The 918-nt window shown below is 50.1% G+C and carries 1 protein-coding gene; it reads right to left on the bottom strand.

Going from position 1 to position 918, the window contains the following annotated elements:
* Positions 1-2: 2 nt before the first annotated feature.
* Positions 3-918: photosystem II q(b) protein (psbA, locus tag UYC_RS0101450; protein ID WP_016879214.1), on the bottom strand; the 916-nt coding region annotated here is incomplete at its 5' end.

The following is a 918-nucleotide window of genomic DNA, read 5'->3' as shown; positions in this document are numbered from 1 at the left end:
TATTAACCGTTGATAGCAGGAGCGCTGATTGCAACTCTCTCAGCTTCGCCAGAAGCCAAGTCGAGAGGGAAGTTGTGAGCATTGCGCTCGTGCATAACTTCCATACCCAAGTTAGCGCGGTTGATGATGTCAGCCCAGGTGTTGATGACGCGACCTTGAGAATCAATCACTGACTGGTTGAAGTTGAAACCATTCAGGTTGAACGCCATGGTGCTGATGCCCAGCGCGGTGAACCAGATACATACAACAGGCCAAGCTGCCAAGAAGAAGTGCAACGAGCGGCTGTTGTTGAAAGAAGCGTATTGGAAAATCAAGCGACCGAAGTAACCGTGAGCAGCTACGATGTTGTAGGTTTCTTCTTCTTGACCGAACTTGTAACCGTAGTTTTGAGATTCGGTTTCGGTGGTTTCACGCACCAGAGAAGAAGTTACCAAGCTTCCGTGCATAGCGCAGAACAAGCTACCACCGAACACACCTGCTACGCCCAACTGGTGGAAGGGGTGCATGAGGATGTTGTGCTCTGCTTGGAACACCAACATGAAGTTGAAGGTTCCGCTGATTCCCAAAGGCATTCCGTCAGAGAAGGAACCTTGTCCTAAGGGGTAAATCAAGAAAACTGCGGTTGCAGATGCCAAAGGAGCAGAGTAAGCTACGCAGATCCAGGGGCGCATACCTAAGCGGTAGCTCAATTCCCACTGACGACCAAGGTAGCAGAAGCAACCGATCAAGAAGTGGAAAATTACCAACTGGTAAGGGCCACCATTGTAGAGCCACTCATCTAAAGAAGCTGCTTCCCAAATTGGGTAGAAGTGCAAACCAATGGCGTTGGAGGAAGGTACTACTGCACCGGAGATGATGTTGTTTCCGTAGAGTAAGGAACCTGCTACTGGCTCGCGGATACCATCGATGTCTACGGGG

This window comes from Chlorogloeopsis fritschii PCC 6912, from assembly GCF_000317285.1.
Taxonomy (GTDB): Bacteria; Cyanobacteriota; Cyanobacteriia; order Cyanobacteriales; family Nostocaceae; genus Chlorogloeopsis; species Chlorogloeopsis fritschii.
Note: the sequence above shows the minus strand (reverse complement) of the source record. Positions and strands in the feature narration are given on the sequence as shown.